General features: G+C 64.1%; 17 protein-coding genes and 1 other RNA gene. 13 read left to right on the plus strand and 5 right to left on the minus strand.

The features are described from left to right. The first annotated feature begins 78 nt into the window (after positions 1 to 78). Both RQP53_RS00950 and rsxB read left to right on the plus strand, forming a co-directional pair. Entirely contained in the window at positions 79 to 1,386 is a 1,308-nt protein-coding gene (locus RQP53_RS00950; RefSeq protein ID WP_315648077.1) for a polyhydroxyalkanoate depolymerase, read from the plus strand. Further along, positions 1,383 to 2,072 carry an electron transport complex subunit RsxB gene (rsxB, locus tag RQP53_RS00955; protein ID WP_315648078.1) on the plus strand — a complete coding sequence of 230 codons (690 nt, stop codon included), beginning with the start codon at positions 1,383 to 1,385 and terminating at the stop codon, positions 2,070 to 2,072. The genes RQP53_RS00950 and rsxB overlap by 4 nt, the downstream gene beginning before the upstream one ends. Before the next feature lie 26 nt (positions 2,073 to 2,098). Here the strand turns inward: rsxB and RQP53_RS00960 are convergent, their stop codons facing one another. Genes RQP53_RS00960 through RQP53_RS00975 form a run of 4 tightly spaced genes read right to left on the minus strand, consistent with a single transcriptional unit; the run spans position 2,099 to position 5,788 of the window. Continuing rightward, positions 2,099 to 2,911 (minus strand): ChbG/HpnK family deacetylase, encoded by an 813-nt coding sequence (locus RQP53_RS00960; RefSeq protein WP_315648079.1) that lies wholly within the window; start codon positions 2,909 to 2,911, stop codon positions 2,099 to 2,101. Further along, complete coding sequence (locus RQP53_RS00965) at positions 2,908 to 3,285, minus strand: GtrA family protein (protein WP_315648080.1); 378 nt, start codon at positions 3,283 to 3,285, stop codon at positions 2,908 to 2,910. The genes RQP53_RS00960 and RQP53_RS00965 overlap by 4 nt, the downstream gene beginning before the upstream one ends. Further along, complete coding sequence (locus tag RQP53_RS00970) at positions 3,282 to 4,304, minus strand: glycosyltransferase family 2 protein (RefSeq protein WP_315648081.1); 1,023 nt, start codon at positions 4,302 to 4,304, stop codon at positions 3,282 to 3,284. The genes RQP53_RS00965 and RQP53_RS00970 overlap by 4 nt, the downstream gene beginning before the upstream one ends. 11 nt (positions 4,305 to 4,315) lie before the next feature. After that, positions 4,316 to 5,788, minus strand: a complete 1,473-nt coding sequence (locus RQP53_RS00975; protein ID WP_315648082.1) for an ArnT family glycosyltransferase — start codon at positions 5,786 to 5,788, stop codon at positions 4,316 to 4,318. Positions 5,789 to 5,872: 84 nt separating this feature from the next. Here RQP53_RS00975 and nth point away from each other — a divergent pair, with 84 nt between their 5' ends. The 5 genes from nth (at position 5,873) to RQP53_RS01000 (ending at position 7,843) form a co-directional block, all read left to right on the plus strand. After that, positions 5,873 to 6,511: an endonuclease III gene (gene nth / locus RQP53_RS00980; RefSeq protein ID WP_315648084.1), complete on the plus strand. Its 639-nt coding sequence runs from the start codon at positions 5,873 to 5,875 to the stop codon at positions 6,509 to 6,511. Positions 6,512 to 6,570: 59 nt separating this feature from the next. Then, positions 6,571 to 6,786: a cell division protein ZapB gene (gene zapB, locus RQP53_RS00985; RefSeq protein ID WP_315648085.1), complete on the plus strand. Its 216-nt coding sequence runs from the start codon at positions 6,571 to 6,573 to the stop codon at positions 6,784 to 6,786. Beyond that, positions 6,783 to 7,106: a cell division protein ZapA gene (locus tag RQP53_RS00990; protein ID WP_315648086.1), complete on the plus strand. Its 324-nt coding sequence runs from the start codon at positions 6,783 to 6,785 to the stop codon at positions 7,104 to 7,106. Before zapB ends, RQP53_RS00990 begins: the two co-directional genes overlap by 4 nt. A 30-nt stretch (positions 7,107 to 7,136) precedes the next feature. Next, positions 7,137 to 7,314, plus strand: a non-coding RNA gene (gene ssrS / locus RQP53_RS00995) — 6S RNA. A 67-nt stretch (positions 7,315 to 7,381) separates the two neighbouring features. After that, on the plus strand, positions 7,382 to 7,843 hold the full coding sequence (locus tag RQP53_RS01000) for an EVE domain-containing protein (protein ID WP_315648087.1): 462 nt from the start codon (positions 7,382 to 7,384) through the stop codon (positions 7,841 to 7,843). A 25-nt stretch (positions 7,844 to 7,868) separates the two neighbouring features. Here the strand turns inward: RQP53_RS01000 and RQP53_RS01005 are convergent, their stop codons facing one another. Further along, positions 7,869 to 8,897 carry a GGDEF domain-containing protein gene (locus RQP53_RS01005; RefSeq protein WP_315648088.1) on the minus strand — a complete coding sequence of 343 codons (1,029 nt, stop codon included), beginning with the start codon at positions 8,895 to 8,897 and terminating at the stop codon, positions 7,869 to 7,871. A 367-nt stretch (positions 8,898 to 9,264) separates the two neighbouring features. Between RQP53_RS01005 and RQP53_RS01010 the strand changes: the two genes are divergently transcribed. The 6 genes from RQP53_RS01010 (at position 9,265) to RQP53_RS01035 (ending at position 14,430) form a co-directional block, all read left to right on the plus strand. Further along, positions 9,265 to 10,497 carry a BaiN/RdsA family NAD(P)/FAD-dependent oxidoreductase gene (locus tag RQP53_RS01010; RefSeq protein WP_315648089.1) on the plus strand — a complete coding sequence of 411 codons (1,233 nt, stop codon included), beginning with the start codon at positions 9,265 to 9,267 and terminating at the stop codon, positions 10,495 to 10,497. 190 nt (positions 10,498 to 10,687) lie between these two features. Next, positions 10,688 to 10,900: a 30S ribosomal protein S21 gene (gene rpsU, locus RQP53_RS01015; protein ID WP_056196873.1), complete on the plus strand. Its 213-nt coding sequence runs from the start codon at positions 10,688 to 10,690 to the stop codon at positions 10,898 to 10,900. A gap of 155 nt (positions 10,901 to 11,055) precedes the next feature. After that, entirely contained in the window at positions 11,056 to 11,502 is a 447-nt protein-coding gene (locus RQP53_RS01020; RefSeq protein ID WP_315648091.1) for a GatB/YqeY domain-containing protein, read from the plus strand. 42 nt (positions 11,503 to 11,544) lie between these two features. Then, positions 11,545 to 11,886: a protein tyrosine phosphatase family protein gene (locus RQP53_RS01025; protein ID WP_315648092.1), complete on the plus strand. Its 342-nt coding sequence runs from the start codon at positions 11,545 to 11,547 to the stop codon at positions 11,884 to 11,886. A gap of 163 nt (positions 11,887 to 12,049) precedes the next feature. Next, the gene (locus RQP53_RS01030) at positions 12,050 to 12,643 is read left to right on the plus strand and encodes a TRAP transporter small permease subunit (RefSeq protein WP_315648093.1); all 594 of its coding nucleotides are present in this window, start codon (positions 12,050 to 12,052) and stop codon (positions 12,641 to 12,643) included. 11 nt (positions 12,644 to 12,654) lie between these two features. Then, positions 12,655 to 14,430, plus strand: a complete 1,776-nt coding sequence (locus RQP53_RS01035) for a TRAP transporter large permease (RefSeq protein WP_315648095.1) — start codon at positions 12,655 to 12,657, stop codon at positions 14,428 to 14,430. Positions 14,431 to 14,494 lie beyond the last annotated feature (64 nt).

A 14,494-nucleotide genomic window follows, 5' to 3' on the forward strand; every position in this document is an offset into this window, starting at 1 on the left:
TCAGGCAAGATAGCTCCGGCTTCTGGCCTGATTGCCGTTTCCTCGCCAACCCGGCGACACCGTTCAGAGGGGTCCCCCATGCTGTACCAGCTATACGAAACCCAGCGCGCGCTGATGAGTCCGTTCTCGGAGTTCGCCAGCGCATCGGCCAAGCTTTACAGCCATCCGCTTTCGCCGTTCACTCACACACCCTTGGCACAGCGGATCTCGGCTGGCCTTGATCTGATGCATCGGCTTGCCAAGGAGTACGAAAAGCCCGAGTTCGGCATTCGCGGCGTTGATGTGGACGGCGTTGAAGTCGCGGTGCAGGAACTGGTGCCGGTCAACAAGCCCTTCTGCCGGCTGCTGCGTTTCAAGCGCTACACCGATGATGTGCGGGTACTGGAGAAGATGAAGACACAGCCGACGGTGTTGGTGGTGGCGCCGCTGTCGGGCCATCACAGCACCCTGCTGCGCGATACCGTGCGCCAGTTGCTGAAGGAGCACAAGGTCTACATCACCGACTGGACCGACGCCCGCATGGTGCCGTTGGAAGTCGGCCCCTTCCATCTGGACGACTACATCGCCTATGTGCAGGAGTTCATCCGCCACATCGGCCCCGAGGTCCATGTGATCTCGGTCTGCCAGCCCACGGTGCCGGTGCTGGCCGCCATCTCGCTGATGGCGTCCAAGGGCGAGATCACGCCGCGCTCGATGACGATGATGGGCGGCCCCATCGACGCTCGCAAGAGCCCGACCGCCGTCAACAACCTGGCCATGAACAAGAGCCACAGCTGGTTCGAGAACAACGTCATCTATCGGGTGCCGACCAATTTCCCGGGCGCCGGCCGCGCCGTCTACCCGGGCTTCCTGCAGCACACCGGCTTTGTGGCGATGAACCCCGACCGCCACCTGAGCTCGCACTACGACTACTTCCTCGATCTCGTCCGCGGTGACGACGACAGCGCCGAGTCGCATCGCCAGTTCTACGACGAGTACAACGCCGTGCTGGACATGCCAGCCGAGTACTACCTGGACACGATCAAGACGGTGTTCCAGGACTTTGCGCTGGTCAACGGCACCTGGGATGTCGAGGGCCAGCTGGTACGCCCTCAGGACATCCAGGGCACCGCGCTACTGACCGTCGAAGGCGAGCTGGACGACATCTCCGGCGCCGGCCAGACCCGCGCCGCCCACGAGCTGTGCAGCGGTATTCCGAGCGCGCATCAGTACCACTACGACGCGATTGGGGCTGGTCACTACGGCATCTTCTCCGGCCGCCGCTGGCGCGAGAAGGTCTATCCGGTGGTCAAGGACTTCATCCTGAAGTACGACGCCGCGGCTGAACGGCCGGCCCACAGCAGCGAGGGAGCGGCGCGCAAGACGCGCGCCAAGAAAACCAGTTGAGCACAGCCGTCGTCGAACTGGACGCGGCCGCGCAGGCGCTGGCCCAGCGCATTGACGCCGCCTTGCCGCAAACGCAGTGCACCCGCTGCGGCTACCCGGACTGCCGCAGCTATGCCGAGGCCATTGCGCGCGGCGAGGCGGGCATCAACCAATGCCCGCCCGGCGGCGCTGAAGGCGTGGCGCGGCTGGCTGCGCTCACGGGCCGCCCTGCCCTGCCGCTATCGGCCGCGCATGGGCAGGAAGGGCCGCGTGCGCTGGCTGTCATCGATGAGGACTGGTGCATTGGCTGCACGCTGTGCATCAAGGCCTGCCCGGTCGATGCCATCGTCGGGGCGCCCAAGCAGATGCATCTGATGCTGGACGAGTTCTGCACCGGCTGCGAGCTGTGCGTCCCGGTCTGCCCGGTCGATTGCATCTCGCTGCAGGTCGCGGAGCCGCATCGCAGTGGCTGGGCCACGTGGTCAGCGGCACAGGCCGACACCGCCCGGCAGCGCTATGAGTTTCATCGCTTCCATGTGGAGCGTGAGGCCGAGGAAAACGAGCAGCGACTGCAGGCCAAGGCGCGCGAAAAGCTTGCCCACCTGGCCGAGCTGACCAAGCCCGCCGATGCCAGCGAATTGGATCGCAAGCGCTCGGTCATTGAGGCCGCACTGGCCAGGGCACGGGCCAAACGCGGCGAGTCCTGAGCAGGCCCCGGCGCTGGCGCGAGGATTCAGCGCCAGTCCTGGCAAAGCCCCAGCTGAACGCCGAGTTCGGCCAGCAGCTCGCCGGATTCCGTGCTGCGCCAAAACTCGTACTCGCGGACGCGCGCGGCCCGTATCGCATCGGCACGGGTTTCGGTGTCGCCCGGCAGCCCGGGGTGCGTCATCAGCAGGCCGCCATCAGGCAAGCTCTTCAGCCAGCCGCGCACCAGCGCCGAATAATCGGTCGCTGGGGAAAAGTCGTAGACACCGGCAAAGTCGCGGTTGCCCGCCAGCCCAAGGCGAGCCGCGCCACTCGCCAGTGCCGCAGCCCCCAAAGCACCGATCACCGCGGCCTTGGTACCGCGCCATTGACGGCTCGTCGTGATGCGCAGCGCACAGCGGCGGCCGTAGCGGGCCTGCAGCGCCGTCAGCACCGCCTCGCGGATCACCGGCAACTGATGCAGGTGCTGATGGCCGTCGACATAGTCCGGCGCCCGCCCCAGCCCGGCTTCGAAGGCGTCGAGCTGACTGCCCACCCACTGCGCGGCTTCAGCTAACGAGATGCGACGCAAATAGGCAGCAGCAATCCAGCCCTGCAGCGAACGACCCGGCGCATAGGGCGCGAACTCGCTCAGATCCAGATGCAGGCCAAAGTCCGCTGCCCCCTCGCGATCACGCAAGGCCGGCGCACAAGCGGCCCAGGCCGGCGACAAGACCATGCAGCTGGTGGCGCTGAGCCGGCCCATATCGATGCCGTCAAGGATTGCCTGGCTGATGGCACGGTCAAAGCCGTAGTCGTCGGCGCAAATCTGGATGCGCTTGGCCACTGCAGGAGCGCTCATGCCTCGCGTCCCTTGAAGGCCCAATGCCGGCTCAGCAACCAGGTCATGGCCGCCACTGCCACAAGCACCAGGAGCAGCGCCAGACGGTACTCAAGGCCCAGGCGCAGCAGCAGCGCGTACATCAGCTCGTTGCTGACGAAGCCCAGGCCAGCCACCAGTGCAAAGCGCGGCAAGGCTTGGCTCGCCTTGGCTTCTTGGGCAGCAAAACTGAAACGATGGTGGCCGGTAAAGCTGACGCAAAAGGCGAGCGCGAAACCGGCCACGTTGGCAGCCAAAGCCGGCCAGCCGAAGCGTTCGACCAGCCACCAGACGACGGCGAAATGCACAGCCGCGGCCGAGGCACCGACGGCGCCGAACCAGAGCAGCGACCTCACAGCGAGGCTTCCTCGCCGGTCGCAGCTGATGATTTCCGGCGCAATGGTGGGGTCAGGTCTTGCGTCACGTACAGCGGCCGGCGCTTGACCTCATCGAACACCCGCCCCAGGTACTCGGCAATGATGCCGAGGCAAAGCAGTTGCACGCCCGCCAGAAAGGTGATCGAGGCGGCCAGCGTCGCAAAACCCGAGGGGCTGTTGCCGAGGAACAGCTTCTCGAACACGATCCACAAACCGAAGAACACCGACAACAGGGAGACCACAATCCCAACCGCCGACACCAGGCGCAGCGGCACCTTGGAGAAGGCGGTGATGCCGGTGATGGCCAGCGAGAGCAGGCGCGCGAAGCGGAAATGCGTTTCGCCGTGGGCGCGCGCCTCGGGCACAAAGGCAATCGGCCGGGCGCTGAATCCCACCCACGCAAACAAGCCCTTCATGTAGCGGGCGCGCTCGGGCAATTGGCGCAGCGCCAGCACCACGCTGCGGTCGAGCAGGCGGAAGTCGCCCGCATCGGCCGGCATCTCGAAGCGCGAGCCCTTTTGCATCAGCCAATAAAAGATGCGGGTATAGCTGCGCCGTGCCCAGCCCTGCGAGGCCCGTCGACCGGTCTGCACGCCGTAGACCACGTGATGGCCTTCGCGCCACAGGGCCAGCATTTCCAGCACGGTGTCGATCGGGTGCTGGCCGTCCGAATCCATGCTGATCACGACATCGCCTTCGGCCGTGTCCAAGCCGGCGGTCAGCGCCGATTCCTTGCCGAAATTGCGCGACAGCCGCAACAGCCGCAGCGGCAAGCCCTGGTTGATCAGGCCATGCATCAACAGCACCGTGTCATCACGGCTGCCGTCATCAACCACCAGCAACTCCAGCTGATCCGCTTCCGGGCTCAGTCGCTTGACCAACTCGGGCAACAGCCAGGCCAGATTGGCCGCCTCGTTATAGGCCGGCAACACCACGGACAGAAGCTGGGGGCGGCCGCGCGGCTGAAGTCCAAGGTGGGCGGGTGCGGGTGCAGACATCGGTTGGGCACTCATGGCAGCGTCGGAGTGGCAGCTTGGGCAGCGTTGGCCTGGACAAGGCAGGCGTCCTTGTTGCAAGCCAGTGTCGCAGCTGGCGCAGGCCGTGACACAACGGAAAAGCCCGGCTTCCCGGCAGTTCCCGGCATGCCGGCGTAGAGGCGGCCTGCACTGTAGAAGTAGGCCGAATAAGGTGGCTTGCTCATGTAGCTCAGTGCGCAGTCCTGGGCCGGGCAGGCGCTGCGATAAGCCTCGTACAGCACCTTGTCCGACGAGCGCTCCGCGACGGCCGGCAGCTTCCAGACAAAGGCCCAGGCCATCAGCGCCAGCAAGGCCGCCGCACTGCCCCAGCCGCGGCGCCACGCCAGCGCGCGTTCCGACATCAGACCCAGGCAGAGCAGCACCAGACCGGGCAAGGCCGTCAGCGCATAGGTCCAGATGATGTTGCGCGCCACACTGAACAAGAGCAGCGGGGCCAGCGCGATGCACAAGGCATAACACGCAAGATCAGCTCCCAGGGTGCCTCGCCATTGCGCAGCTGCAGCACCAGCGCCACGACGCCAGCGCAGCCAACCCAGGCGCAAGGCCGCGGCCAGCAGCCAGGGCAAGGCGGCCAGCAAGGCATAGAGCCAGATCATGCCCAGCGGCTCGGCATGGGCGAAACCGTAACGATCACCCTTCCAGCCCGGCTGCAGGAATCGCATCACATGCTCGCCGAGCACGAAGTACTCGATAAAACCCGGCGTGCGCAGCTCGGCCAGTACATACCAGGGCAAGGCGACCAGCATCCAGGCCAGCCACACAAGCGGGTCACGAATCACCTGCAGGGCCACCGGCCAATGGCGGCGCCAAGTGGCGTGCATCAACACCGGCAGCAAGGCCAGCACGGCGGCGGCAGGCCCCTTGGTCAGCAGCGCCAGGCCCATCGCCAGGCCCAGCACCCAGCCGGCACGCCGGCGCGCCTGGCCCTGATCCTGCAGCACCCGCCACCAGGCCGCCTGCACCAGCAGCACGGTCGCGCCCAGCGTCGCATCCGTCATCACCGCGCCGGCGCAGAGGAAGAACAGCGGGCACAGCATCAGCGCCGTCTGCATCGCGGCGCGATGCACTGCACTCACGGCCGTGCCCAGCATCCAGCGCAGACCTGCAAGCGTCATCAAGGCCCACAGCCAGGCGGCCAGACGGCCCGACCATTCGCTGACGCCGAACAGCGCCATCAACGCGGCCTGCGACCAGGTCGACAGCGGCGGCTTGGCCCAGAACACTTCCTCGGGCGTCACATGCGGGCTGACCCAATTGCCCAGCTGCAGCATCAGCCGGGCGATCTCGGCGTAGCGGGCCTCGGTGTGATCGGTCAGCGGCATCAGCGGCAGCGTCAGCAAGCGCAGCAGCAAGGCCAGCGCCAACAGCCACAGCCAAGGCGCCGCACCGGCGGCTTCCGATGCGGCCTGGCGCGAAGTGGAAGAGGTAAAGCGATCGTCAGTCATGAAGGTCAGCAAGGCTGCCACAGCGATTCGCGGGCCAGCGCGAGCATTGTCCTTCAGCAGCGGGCTCTGGCGGACAATGTGCCGATGAATCGTCAAGACACACGGAACTTTTTCGAGACGCTGCGCGCGGCCAACCCGGCCCCGCAGACCGAACTGGCCTATGCCAGCGTGTTCGAGTTGCTGGCCGCGGTGCTCTTGTCGGCCCAGGCCACCGACGTCGGCGTCAACAAGGCCACCCGCCGCCTGTTCGCCTTTGCCAACACGCCGGCCAAAATGCTGGCACTGGGCGAGGAGGCGCTGGCCGAGCAGATTCGCACGATTGGCCTGTACAAGACCAAGGCCAAAAACCTGCTCGCCACCTGCCGCATCCTGATCGAACAGCACGAGGGCCAGGTGCCGCGCAGCCGCGAGGCGCTGGAGGCGCTACCCGGTGTCGGCCGCAAGACTGCCAATGTGGTGCTCAACGTCGCCTTTGGCGAACCAACGATGGCGGTGGACACCCACATCTTCCGCCTTGGCAATCGCACCGGCCTGGCGCCGGGCAAGAACGTGCTTGAGGTGGAGCAAGGCCTGCTCAAGCGCATCCCGGACGAATTCATGGTCGATGCGCATCACTGGCTGATCCTGCACGGCCGCTATGTCTGCCAGGCACGCAAGCCGCTGTGTGAGCGCTGCACGGTGCGCCCCTATTGCGACACCGGCCGGCGCGCGGGAGCGGGCTGAAGCCGCACCTACAATGCATCCGGCCTATTGATTCGCCTTTTGATTCAGCACAGGACGCCATGTCAAGCATCTCCGACCTTGTCGACCGCGTAGAGCGATTGCTGCTACGCCATGAGGAACTGACGCGCACCAACGCCTTGCTGGAGCAACAGTTGCAAACCTTGAGCCACGAGCGCGACAGTCTGCGCTCGCGTTTGAACGCGGCCCGCGCGCGCGTCGACGCCCTTTTGGACCGCCTGCCGGTCGAGACCGAAACCGAGAAGAACGCCCCATGAAGCAGATGGAAGTGACGATCATGGGCCAGAGCTATCTGCTGGGCTGCCCCGAAGGCGGGGAAGCGGCGCTGGCCAAGGCCGTTGACAAGGTCGATCGCGAAATGTGCGCCATCCGCGATGCTGGCCGTGTCCGTGCCCGTGAGCGCATCGCTGTGCTGGCCGCGCTGAACCTGGCCTACCAGTTGGTTGAACCGGTGGCGCCGAACAAACCGGCGCCAAGCCGCAGCGAGGCCGAGCCCGGCGGCGAAGCGGTGCCCGATCTGGCTGCCTTGGTGCGCAGGCTGGATGAAGCCCTGGCGCAAGATGGTCAATTGCTCTGATCTGCCACGGCTGCAGGCTTAGAATTGCCGGGTCCGCTGCATTCGCGTGGGTCCTATATTTCCTTGAACCGATGCTCTATGAGCAAGGGCTTGGAACATTGCCCGGCTGGTGTGATCGTCTCGCGTCAGATGAACCCGAAGTCTTGCTGACCTCGCCCACCTGAATCCCCTGGGTTCAGGAATGCGGCTCACGGTTTGCGGCGGACACCCTCTTCTAGCAAACGCCTGCGCGTTTTGCTTTCACCCCGCCTCCCTCAACAGCCAATCCCTCGCGCATGAGCCAGTTCTGGTTGATGAAGTCCGAGCCTTCGGAATGCTCGATTGATGACTTGGCGGCGGCTCCCGCACAGTCGGTGCCCTGGATTGGCGTGCGCAATTACCAGGCACGCAACTTCATGCGCGACCAGATGCAGCCGGGTGATGGCGTGCTGTTCTACCACTCGTCCTGCCCCGAGCCGGGCATTGCCGGGCTGGCCGAAGTCTCGCGGCTGGCCTATGTCGACGCCAGCCAATTCGATCCACAAAGCCCCTACTTCGACGCCAAGAGCAAGCCCGAACAGCCTCGCTGGCTGCATGTCGACGTGAAGCTGCGCCGCAAGACCCGGCTGCTCGCCTTGAACGAGATGCGGCAAAGGCCTGAGCTGGCCAGCATGCGGGTGCTGCAGCCGGGCAACCGGCTCTCGATCACCCCGGTCAGTCCTGAGGAATGGCAGGCCGTGCTCGCCCTGCTGGGTTGAAGCTAGCTTCGGGTGGCTCTGCCGCTCAGATCTCGGTGGCGAACGGAATGGGCGCCAAGACGACCTGATTGCCGCCACGGCGTTGCGCCTCCTGGACGGCTGTTTGCGAGGCATGCAGCAGTTCTTCCTGCTTCGATGCCGTGTGGGGGAAGCTGGCCACGCCCATCGACAGGGACAGCCCCAGATCGTGCCCATTCAGCACGATGATCTGGGCAATGCACTGTCGGCGTAGTTGCTCCATACGCGCATGGGCCGTCGCCAGGCCAACGCCGGATAGCAAGACCGCGAAGTGGTGCGGTCCGACCCGGCAGGCAGCATCCATCGCCCGGGTGTTGGCACGCAACATGCGCCCCATGCCCTCGAGCATCCGCTGTTGCGCCTCCTCGCCCAGCTCGGCATTGGCCGGCGGCAGCGGATCCAGTGCAATCAGCACCAGCGCGAACTCGCGGTGCTCACGGGTCGACAGATCGATCTCGCGCAACAATTGGTCATCGAACTGCGCGCGCAGATAGAGGCCGGAGACATCATCGCGCCCACTGCCCTGCTGCAATTCGCGGCGCAGCTGCTCCATCGTTTTCTGCTGCTGTTCGATCTGCTGCAGCGCCCGTTGCAGGTGCGTTTCGCGATGGCGTTCATCGGTGCGTTCGGTCCACAAGGCCATCACGTGCTCACCGCCCAGCGCCATCCGTGCGACAGAAAACTCACGACGACGCCCGCCCAACTCCATCCGATGCTCACTGAGTACGGCATGCCCTTGAGCCATCACGGCCTGCTCGACACGACGCATGGCCTGCACCTCGTCGATGCGCATCAGATCGGCATCGGTGCTGCCGGCGATGGTGGATTCGACTCGCTCAAAGAGCATGTCCATACCCTTGCTGGCATAGACATAGCGACCATTCGCCAACGATTTCACGGTGACGAAGGCTCCCAGCAATTCCGCCATGGCCAAGACGTTGGCGGCGGTCTGCGCTTGATCGACATCAAGGCTGTTCAGCCATTGCGCGAACTCGGGCCGCTCGGGGGCGGCGGCAGAGGCGACGGGATTGTCCATGTAGTTCTGATTCTCGACCTGAGGGCTACAACCTGGTTCGCGCAGGTCGCGGACTCAAATAGGGCTGATGCACCGAATGTAGATGGCTTGCACCAAGGCGGGCAAGACTTCGGCCAGCAGGTATGCCACAGTCCCCCTAGCTTGAAGCAAGCGCGAGCTGCAGCGATGGTAGCGAATCCGGTAACGGTTTGCGTCAGTGGCGCTGCATTTGATGCGACTGACCCCTGCGCCGCTGTCTGCACCGTCGCTTTTCGGCAATAGTTCACAAGGCCGTCCCTCTTGGGCCACAGGCAGGCTGCCCCGGCCATCAACGACAATTGCTGCCCTTGCCCGAGTCAGTTCGGGCCATTGAGACACAGGAAGTTGGATGCTGAAGTTTGACGTGGTGGTGGTGGGCGCAGGCGCTGCGGGCCTTTCTTGTGCGGCCGAGGCCGGCCAGGCTGGCTTGCATGTGCTGCTGCTTGATCATGCCGAGCGGCTGGCCGAGAAGATTCGCATCTCCGGCGGCGGCCGCTGCAACTTCACCAATCGCGACGCCGGGCCGGGCAACTATTTGTCAGACAACCCCGCCTTCTGTCGTTCGGCGCTGGCCCGCTACCCCGCACGCGATTTCATCGCACTCTTGCAAAAGCATGGCATCGGCTTTCATGAGAAGCACAAGGGCCAGCTGTTCTGCGACGAAGGCAGCGAACGGATCATCCAGATGCTGGTCGATGAGTGCGCGGCTGGTCAGGTAGAACGTTGGCAACCCTGCCGTGTCGAGCAGCTGGATGTGATCGACGGCGGCTTCAGCCTGCAAACCAGTCGCGGCCTCGTTGAAGCCAGGCGCCTGGTCGTTGCCACCGGCGGCCTGTCGATCCCGAAGATCGGCGCCACCGATTGGGGGCTGGCCCTGGCGCGGCGCTTCGGCCATGCGATTGTCGAACCTCGACCCGCCCTGGTTCCGCTGACCTTTGACCCGGCGACATGGGCGCCCTTTGCAGAATTGTCGGGCTTATCCCTCCCCGTGAAGGTCTCGGTCGGCAGCGGCAAGGCGCGCACCAGCTTTCTGGAGGATTTGCTCTTCACCCATCGCGGCCTGAGCGGGCCGGCCATCCTGCAGATTTCGAGCTTCTGGACACCGGGCCAGGCACTGGAAATTGACTTGGCGCCGGAGCAGGATCTCGCTGCGCTGCTGCTGGCCGCCAAGGCGCAATCCAAACGCAAGCTCGGCAATGAGTTGGCCGCCCTGCTGCCGCAGCGCCTCGCCGTGACCTGGCTGGCGCGCAGCGGCCTGGATGCCGAAAAGCCCATGCCGGATTTCAAGGACAAAGACCTGCAAGCCCTGGCCCGCCAGCTGCACCAATGGCAGCTGATGCCCAATGGCTCGGAGGGTTGGCGCAAGGCCGAGGTGATGCGCGGCGGTGTCGACACCCGCGAACTGAGTTCCCAGACCCTGCAGAGCAAGCGCCAGGCGGGCCTGCATTTCATTGGCGAAGTCGTCGACGTGACCGGCTGGCTCGGCGGCTACAACTTCCAATGGGCCTGGGCCAGTGCCGCGGCCTGCGCCCGCGGCATTGCGGCCGAACTGCAGGCTACGGCGAGCGAAAAGCAGGTCTGAGGGATAAAATCAGCGCAAATCTAGTCAAGCTGTCATTTTCACGCTATACTCGCAATCTTTGCTGGCAAACCCTGCGCGTCGATTCGGAAGCGGACTCCGGATACTCCCGCTTCAGAGCTGTCGAAAGATGCATGAAAGTGCATGACGGCTCGGGCGAACACCGAGCGCATATTGAAGGAACCACTGTTTCATGACCACCATTCGCGTCAAAGAAAACGAGCCGTTCGACGTGGCCCTGCGCCGCTTCAAGCGCACCATTGAAAAGCTGGGCCTGCTCACCGAGCTGCGCGCCCGCGAGTTCTACGAGAAGCCCACGGCTGAGCGTAAGCGCAAGAAGGCTGCCGCCGTCAAGCGCCACTACAAGCGCGTGCGCAGCATGCAGCTGCCGAAGAAGCTGTTCTGATCGTTTTCGGACACTGATCGCTTCGAGAGGGTTCATCCCCCTCTCCGAACGAGCCCGCGCAGGACGCTGCCGCGGGCTTTTTCCATTTCTGCCGGGCACTTTGGCAAGTGTTTTGCTGCCACACTGCAGGCCGCCCGCACCAAGGAGTTGATGCCATGACATTGAAAGCCCAGATCACCGAAGACATGAAGGCCGCGATGCGCGCCAAGGAAGCCGACAAGCTGTCGACCATCCGCATGCTGCTGGCCGCCGTCAAGCAAAAGGAAGTTGATGAGCGCATCGAGGTTGACGACGCCATGCTCATCGCCATCGTCGACAAGCTGATCAAGCAGCGCAAGGACTCGATCAGCCAGTTCACAGCCGCGGGTCGCCAGGATTTGGCCGACAAGGAATCAGTCGAACTGAAGGTGCTGGAAGCCTATCTGCCGGCTCGTCTGAGCGAAGCCGAGATCCAGGCTGCCGTGGCTGCCATCGTCGCGCAACTGGGCGCCAGCGGCCCCGGCGACATGGGCAAGGTGATGGGTGCCGTCAAGGCCGAACTCGCGGGCAAGGCCGATATGGGTCTGGTGTCGGCCGCAGTCAAGCAGGCGCTGAAGCCCTGACGCTTCGGCAGCGCTACATCGATTGAACACCGGAGACACACGATGAGTCTGAGCGTCCAGGCCTTGACTGATGCACTCAGCGTCGCCCCGCAGCTGCAGCCCGAGCATCTTGCAGCAGTGGCCGCAGCGGGCTATCGCAGCGTGATCAACAACCGCCCCGACTTCGAGGGCGGCCCCGATCAACCGACCAGCGCCACGATGGCCGCCGCAGCCGCTGCAGCAGGCCTTGAGTACCGCCATCTGCCGGTCAGCGGCGGCTATCAGTCGCCGGAAGAGATCGAGGCCTTTGCCCAGCTGCTGGCGGAGTTGCCGGCACCGGTGCTGGCCTTCTGCCGCTCGGGCGCCCGCTCGACCAAGCTCTTCGTCGCGGCACAGCAGCTCTGACGAGCGAAAGGCGCCTGTATGAACAGGCGATTTGCCTAGGATTTGCCCTAGGTTCACGCCATCGCCACATCACGGGCTGCCCTGGCACTCGTACATTGCGCATCAGGCAAGCTTGGCCGGCACCGCGGCCACTTGCATCTGCCTCAGTGTCCAGGAGCCGCCCTTGAGCTTTCTACTGCAATTCTCCCGGTTGATAGACCGGCTCAACACCTTTGTCGGCCGCTGGGTCATCTGGTTGGTGTTGGCGTCGACGCTGATCAGCGCCGTCAACGCACTGGTCCGCAAGGCCTTCAACTACAGCTCCAATGCCTTTCTCGAGGTGCAGTGGTATTTGTTCGCCGCGTCCTTCATGCTGGCGGCGGGCTACACGCTGCTGAACAACGAGCATGTACGCATCGACGTCGTCGTCGGCCGCTTCTCCAAGCGAGTCCAGGCCTGGATCGATGTGTTCGGCTTTACCGTTTTCCTGATGCCACTGTGCGCCACCGTGCTCTACCTCGGCGTGCCCTTTTTTCTGCAGGGCTGGCGCTCCAATGAAGTCTCTTCCAATGCCGGCGGCCTGATTCTCTGGCCGGTCTACGCGCTGATGCCGGCAGGTTTCTTCCTCTTGCTGCTGCAGGGCATCAGCGAGCTGATCAAACGCCTGGCCTTTCTGGCTGGACTGATTGACGACCCGACCAAAAAGGCAGAGACCAAGTCCGCCGAAGAAGAGCTGGCCGAGGCCATCCGCCTGGCTGCCGAGCAGAAGAAAGCCTGAGGCGCAATCGAATGGAAATCATCGCCAACAACCTCGCCCCGATCATGTTCGCGGGCCTGATCATCTTCCTGCTGATGGGCTTTCCGGTTGCCTTCAGCCTGGGCGCCTGCGGTCTTTTCTTCGGCTTCGTCGGCATTGAGATGGGCGTGCTGCCGGCGTCGCTGTTGCAAGCACTGCCCTTGCGCATCTTCGGCATCATGAAGAACGACACGCTGCTGGCGATACCGTTCTTCACCTTAATGGGCTTGATACTGGAGCGCTCCGGCATGGCCGAGGATTTGCTGGATACCATCGGCCAGCTCTTCGGCCCGGTACGTGGCGGTCTTGCATTTGCAGTGATCTTCGTAGGCGCGCTGCTGGCTGCCACCACCGGCGTCGTTGCCGCCTCGGTGATCTCGATGGGTCTGATCTCGCTGCCCATCATGCTGCGCTACGGCTACGACCGGCGCATTGCCTCGGGCGTCATCGCTGCGTCAGGCACCTTGGCGCAGATCATCCCGCCCTCGCTGGTGCTGATCATCCTGGCCGACCAACTCGGACGCAGTGTCGGCGATATGTACAAGGGCGCCTTTGTGCCTGGCTTCATCCTGACCGGTCTTTATGCCTTGTTCGTCATCGGTGTGGCCATCTTCCGGCCGCATTGGGTACCGGCCCTGCCGCTGGAAGCACGCTCGATCAAGGAAGACAACGGCAAGAGCGGTCTCGCCTCGCTGGGTCTGCTGGCACTGGCCTCGACCGCAGCCGCGATCTACTTTGGCCAGCACTATGCCCAGGTGTTGAGCTATTTCAAGGGCGAGACGGTCGCCCAGGTGGCGACTGACGAAACCATCGTCGTCGCGATGTCGGTCGGCGTTGGCCTGGCTTTTGTCGCCTCGCTGCTGAACAAACTGTTAGGGCTGGGCTTGCTGTCGCGGATGGCCGAACGTGTCACCTTCGTGCTGATTCCGCCGCTGGCGCTGATTTTCCTGGTGCTTGGCACCATCTTTTTGGGCATCGCGACGCCAACCGAGGGCGGCGCCATGGGCGCACTCGGCGCATTGCTGATGGCACTGGCGCGCGGTCGCATCAGCTACAAGCTGATGGTGCAGGCACTGACGACGACGACCAAGCTGGCCTGCTTCGTCGTCTTCATCCTGATCGGTTCCACGGTGTTCAGCCTGTCCTTCCAGGGTGTCGACGGCCCGAAATGGGTCGAGCATCTGCTGACCGCCCTGCCTGGCGGTCAACTCGGCTTCCTGGTCTTCGTCAACGTGCTGGTCTTTGTGCTGGCCTTCTTCCTCGACTTCTTCGAGCTTTCGTTCATCGTCGTGCCGCTGCTTGGGCCGGTGGCGGAGAAGCTGGGTATCGACCTGATCTGGTTTGGCGTGCTGCTGGGCGTCAATATGCAGACCTCCTTCATGCATCCACCCTTCGGCTTTGCGCTGTTCTACTTGCGCAGCGTGGCGCCCGATCGCGACTACACCGACAAGCTGACCGGCAAGCGAATCGAGCAGGTACGCACCAGTCAGATTTACTGGGGTGCCGTGCCCTTTGTGATCATTCAGATCATCATGGTCGGCCTGATCATTGCATTCCCGAACCTGGTCTCTGGCGGGCAGGACAAGGCCGCGGTGCAGGACACCAGCAATGTTCAGTTGGAAGCGCAGCCGCAGGACGAAGGCAGCGGCAAGGAGATGGACGCCAACAAGCTGTTCGGCCCGGCCGATGCGCCGCCTGCCACATCGGCCAGCCAGCCAGCCAGCGCGCCGCTTGATCCGCTGGAGGCAGCCGCCAACGCCGGCAAGTAAGTGGCAGAGGGGGGTCTCGAGTCACGTTGAAAAAGGGCTGCAGCAAAGCAGCCCCTTTTTTCAT

Origin of the sequence: Roseateles aquae, from assembly GCF_032337115.1 — a bacterium.
Taxonomy (GTDB): Bacteria; Pseudomonadota; Gammaproteobacteria; order Burkholderiales; family Burkholderiaceae_C; genus Roseateles_C; species Roseateles_C aquae.